The 4,557-nt window shown below is 35.3% G+C and carries 4 protein-coding genes; 3 read left to right on the top strand and 1 reads right to left on the bottom strand.

Features of this window, described 5'->3' with window-relative positions:
- Positions 1-112 precede the first annotated feature (112 nt).
- From P9X27_03690 to P9X27_03680, 3 genes are all read left to right on the top strand, one after another.
- Positions 113-1,570, top strand: a complete 1,458-nt coding sequence (locus P9X27_03690) for a hypothetical protein (GenBank protein ID MDP8253485.1) — start codon at positions 113-115, stop codon at positions 1,568-1,570.
- 177 nt (positions 1,571-1,747) lie between these two features.
- Complete coding sequence (locus P9X27_03685) at positions 1,748-2,287, top strand: hypothetical protein (protein MDP8253484.1); 540 nt, start codon at positions 1,748-1,750, stop codon at positions 2,285-2,287.
- 178 nt (positions 2,288-2,465) lie between these two features.
- Complete coding sequence (locus tag P9X27_03680; protein ID MDP8253483.1) at positions 2,466-3,572, top strand: hypothetical protein; 1,107 nt, start codon at positions 2,466-2,468, stop codon at positions 3,570-3,572.
- An 801-nt stretch (positions 3,573-4,373) separates the two neighbouring features.
- Here P9X27_03680 and P9X27_03675 read toward each other — a convergent pair.
- The coding region (locus tag P9X27_03675) for a hypothetical protein (GenBank protein MDP8253482.1) at positions 4,374-4,557 on the bottom strand (184 nt) is incomplete at its 5' end.

The following is a 4,557-nucleotide window of genomic DNA, read 5'->3' as shown; positions in this document are numbered from 1 at the left end:
GGGGGAATAGTTCTCAGTGTCTCCAAAATAGACGACTTTAAAAAGTGTGCAGCATGTTTGACACCCCATACAATCCGTGTTATATATTACATGTATGGAAAAGGAGGGTGTTATGAGAGTTAAAATGACTGGTTGTTTATTTTTAGCATTTGTTTTTAGTTGTCTATCATTTCTTAACCCAACCTGTTTTATTCAGCAAAACCACAATTTTTACAGAAGGGCAAGGAGCAGCTCGTCCACAGATCAAAAAATACAAAAACTAGGTGAATTAATCGGTTTGTTAGAAACCCATTCTGATATTGATGTCGTAGCTTGTATGATTATTTCAGATTTAGCAGCTGAAATAGCGCATGATTTAAGGCGCGAAAAGCGTGATAAAGAGACAGTAGAGAGATATATTACAACAGCAGTTTCTTATATAGTTCAAGCTGCTGAAGTTTATGCAGGAGATGGCATGCATGAAGAAGCGTCAGAGTGCTATGGAAAAGCAGCAGCTCTTCTGGAGGATAAAACTGACAGCGCGATGGAATATAGAGAATTAGAAACCAGACATTATTTAATGGCTAGCCCTCCTATTTCTGGATTAGATCTTGCTTGTAGTATTGCTGATACAGCAGACGATTCTTCAATAGCAGCTCAGGCAGCAGTTGACATATTAATAAGAGGGTTAAGAATGGATAATGTAGAAGAGCAGGAAGCAACCGTAGTCAAAGCCTTTGATGTAATGGCAAATTTGATATACGAATGGAAAAATGGTAGTGGACAGCCATTAGCTGAGATACGTTATTCTTCTGATGCCGAATATTTGAATTCGGCAATTGTTCGCTTCTTTGAAATTGCAGATAGGGGAGTAGCAAAGCTTGTAAAATTTGGCATAGATAGCAAAGCTCATATAGCAGGTTACCTGTACAGTATGCTGGATTTTAATTCTATAACTGGCTGTTTAGAATGGGGTATAGAAGAAACCGATTCTCTTAAGGATTTATTGCGCAATTTGATTTACCAAAGTGATAGAAATTCTCAAATTGCAATTCTAACCGAGATGATACCAATTAATGTCATTTCTGAAGGATTAGTTCAAACTGGTAGTGATACCATGCCAAAGTGGCTTAAGTTTACAATTTTACCTCAGATAAATGTTGAGGTTATAACTGAGGTAGTTAAAAATATCTGGAAGGAATATGAAGAAGGAGACCCTTATATGAAAGCTGCCATTTTAAAGCATATGGACCGCTTTCTTGCTTTAGCTTCTGACATAGAAGTAAGGGAGAAATTCGTTGATTCTGTAGTCAAAGGTTGCCCTGGTTTAGTAGATGATTTATTGGCTATGAGTGAAGAAGATATGGATGATAATACTGTTGAATATGCAGGATCTTTGTTAAGATTACTAATCTATGTTGTAGAAAAAAATCTTATTTCTCCCGAATTATGGGCAAGAAATAGCGGTTATAGTATTATGTTAGAAGGTGAATTTACAAGATTATCAGAGAGTGATTTTGGTCAAAAGTTAACTGAGTTTGAGTATCTGTTGGATAAATTTAAAGAATTGATAGACGGTATTACTGGATGATAACTTAGCATGTTATCTCAGCAACTTATTTCAGAAAACAACCCCCTGTTTGTAAGTTCTTGATTTCCAAGCATATTTGAAATAGGGGGAGATGTTAAGTTAAGCCACAGTTTATAGGTATTTAGTGCTTAATTTGTATCTCGCCTTATTATCTGGTATATTCATAGAAAGGAGGGGTTGGTTATTAGATATTTTAGGGTAGTTATTCTAACGGGGCTAATTTTATTTTCCTCTTATTCTGCTCAGGCAAGAAGGTTAAAAGATAGTCTATTATGTCAGCAATTGATTCAAGATGGCATAGCTACTATTCAGGCTGATGATGGAGCTGTTTTTACTTTAAAGTTTGAGAAAACACCTCAAGATGAAAGATTTCCCGGAGAAAGATATGTTGTTTCAGTATTAACAGCAGATGGCACAGAGATAGCACATAGTTGCTTTCGTATTCACAATGAATGGGCTTATGGATATGAAGATTTTAGACAAAACGATGATTTTTATTTTTTCGGTCATTTCGATAATTCAGGCATGAGCTACTCGGAGTGGTTGAATATATCAGATGGTCATAACGTAGATCCGGTTCTTATGGTTGATGAGGAATATAGATTACGATACAAAGGAATAGGGACGACTCTTGCGTGTTTAGAATGGCAGTTATCACGAATGATGGGGGCCGAATTTTTTGATGCTGTAAAAGTATTGAATGAAGGGATTTCATAAGGCAATAGGTTATCAAGCATTACCGCCGATAGGAATTACTCGCAGGCCTGAATAATTCAAAGTTTTACCCTAAAATTCTTTATTTTCAACAGCGCATCTTATAACTTTAAAAAGTTTATATTAAATTTGACAACTGTATTATCCTATGCTATAAATCAGTTATAAGGGGAGGTGGGATATGAAGACAAGAGCAAATCTGTTTACGATAACAATTTTGATTGTTTTTTCATTTGGATTTTCATCTATATTCTTTAATTCCAATTTAGACACATTAAGAAGAACTCATAATGCTACTACAAGAGATGATGACCTCAGAACGTTGACCTTGAATTTAATAAGTAAGATGGATACCTATGATGCTAGGACTTCGGATATTTGCGATGAAATCTTGATAAATGCAAAAGATTTATCCATAGATTCAATTGAAGCTGTTGCAAATAGATTGACAGAAGTTTTATCTAGGATGTTTTATCTTGGGAAACAGGTATATGGTACCTATAGGGAGGATGAAACTATGGTAACTAGAAATGTTACCATAGAGAACTACCAAGATGTATGCCGAGCCTTAGAAGGCCTTATACCGCTTCTTGAAGGTGCTCCAGATGTCCAGCAGAGAATCATAGATGATACTGCCTTAGCATTGTCCAATGCGCTTTCGCAAGATCAACATTATGTCAATCATTGCGATGAAATCTTGGTTGTAATGAACGGGTTTTTAGATAAATATATCGTTAGTGAAGATGCGGTATCAAAAATAATAAATACGGCATCAAAAATAATAGGTATTTTAGAAGGTCGCGCTGTAAGGGAGCCGGTGGTAAGGCATATATACGCTAGGGATATCGAGAGCATTAATCAATTAATAGCTAGGTTGCAGAATGGAGAAATGGGTCAGAATCCATTGGTCTTAGAACCTGCGACAAGAGAGGGTGATCTTATAGCATTAATCTCCTCTCTTAAATCTAGTAATATACCAGTAGATATTAACAGTCAGATTTTGGAAGAAATGCAAAATCTGATTGATGAAAGCGGTCCTGAAGTTCAGCAAGGAATAATAGATGATATTGCCTTAGGATTGGCCGAGACAATTCTCTATCTGTATCAAAACAATATTGAGCATCGCGGTGACATCTTATGTATCATGGAAGATGTTCTATATAAGTATAACGTTAGCCAGGATGCAGCAGAGAAAATAACACCTCAATTGTTAGAGGTAAACAGATCGCTTCAACCATTTAATAGAAGTGCTGAGATTTTAGATCGATTAATAGCTAGGTTGCAGTGATAGGTCTGTGCATGCATCTGATGGTCGCAATCTTATTCTGAAGAGTCAGTTTTCAATCAAGATATTAGCAAATATAAATATCGATATTCTTTTAAATCCCGGATCTGCTCTGATTTTTCTCCCATTACCTGCTTAATAGTCAATATCTCTTGGTTTGTGTGTTTTGATAGGGGAGGGTTGTCATATGATTAATTACCTTAAATTGCACAATGTTATCAGAAGTTTTGATTGTATGAGTCAAATCGTAGTTTTATTTCAATCTTTTTTGTTGTTTAGGGAAAATTCTCTGTGTTTAAGTAGTTTAGTCTGTTTAGAGTCCTTATTTGCAAGCTGTTGACTTTTAAGCACATCCCTCATATGCGAAGTTAACATAAGATATATTATCGGACGTTGTGAGTTCAGGTTGAGGGAGCCTATGAATAGCTCCTTTCTTGGTTTTAGATTGGAATGTCGTTTAGGGCTAGTTGCTAAAGGTTTAAAAGCAAGCAAAAGAAAACTATAAAATTAACCTTTCTAAGAAATAAAAGTCTTATCTGATCCTATTCGTTTGTTCTCAAAATATGCTTTGATTTTTCCTTTTGTCCGTTTTGTCCTACAAAAATAAACTTTAATTTACATAAAATATTGCTATGCAACTAGTTATGTATAAAATAGCAACGCTACTAGGACATTTTCTTCTTACCCCAATTTTCTATAATATCGGCCAGTTGATGCCCTTCTTTTAACAGCTTTATGAATTCAGGCATAAAAGTTTTCTTGTGCTTAGTAAGCGCATTTAGAACAGCAAGATGTTCTTTTTATTCATTGTTTTATTAAAACAAAAAAGTCTCTGGCATAAAAGTCATCTGATTTAGAGTTGAATATTCTTTCTGGAAAACACATTCTCTCAACTTGATAGCCTCTTCTCTCAAAACGTATTCTGGGGTAAATAAAAGGATCTTCGATATCGGGAAGTAGATGCATGTTACCTGTAATGATAAATAGT

The organism is Candidatus Kaelpia aquatica (assembly GCA_030765335.1).
GTDB lineage: Bacteria > Omnitrophota > Gorgyraeia > Kaelpiales > Kaelpiaceae > Kaelpia > Kaelpia aquatica.
The sequence above is the reverse complement of the archived record's forward strand: the minus strand, read 5'-3'. Positions and strand labels throughout refer to the sequence as shown.

Bases quoted from the DNA above. Each gene is read 5' to 3' on its own strand.
- P9X27_03690 (MDP8253485.1), top strand. From the start codon at position 113: ATGAGAGTTAAAATGACTGGTTGTTTATTTTTAGCATTTGTTTTTAGT.
- P9X27_03680 (MDP8253483.1), top strand. From the start codon at position 2,466: ATGAAGACAAGAGCAAATCTGTTTACGATAACAATTTTGATTGTTTTT.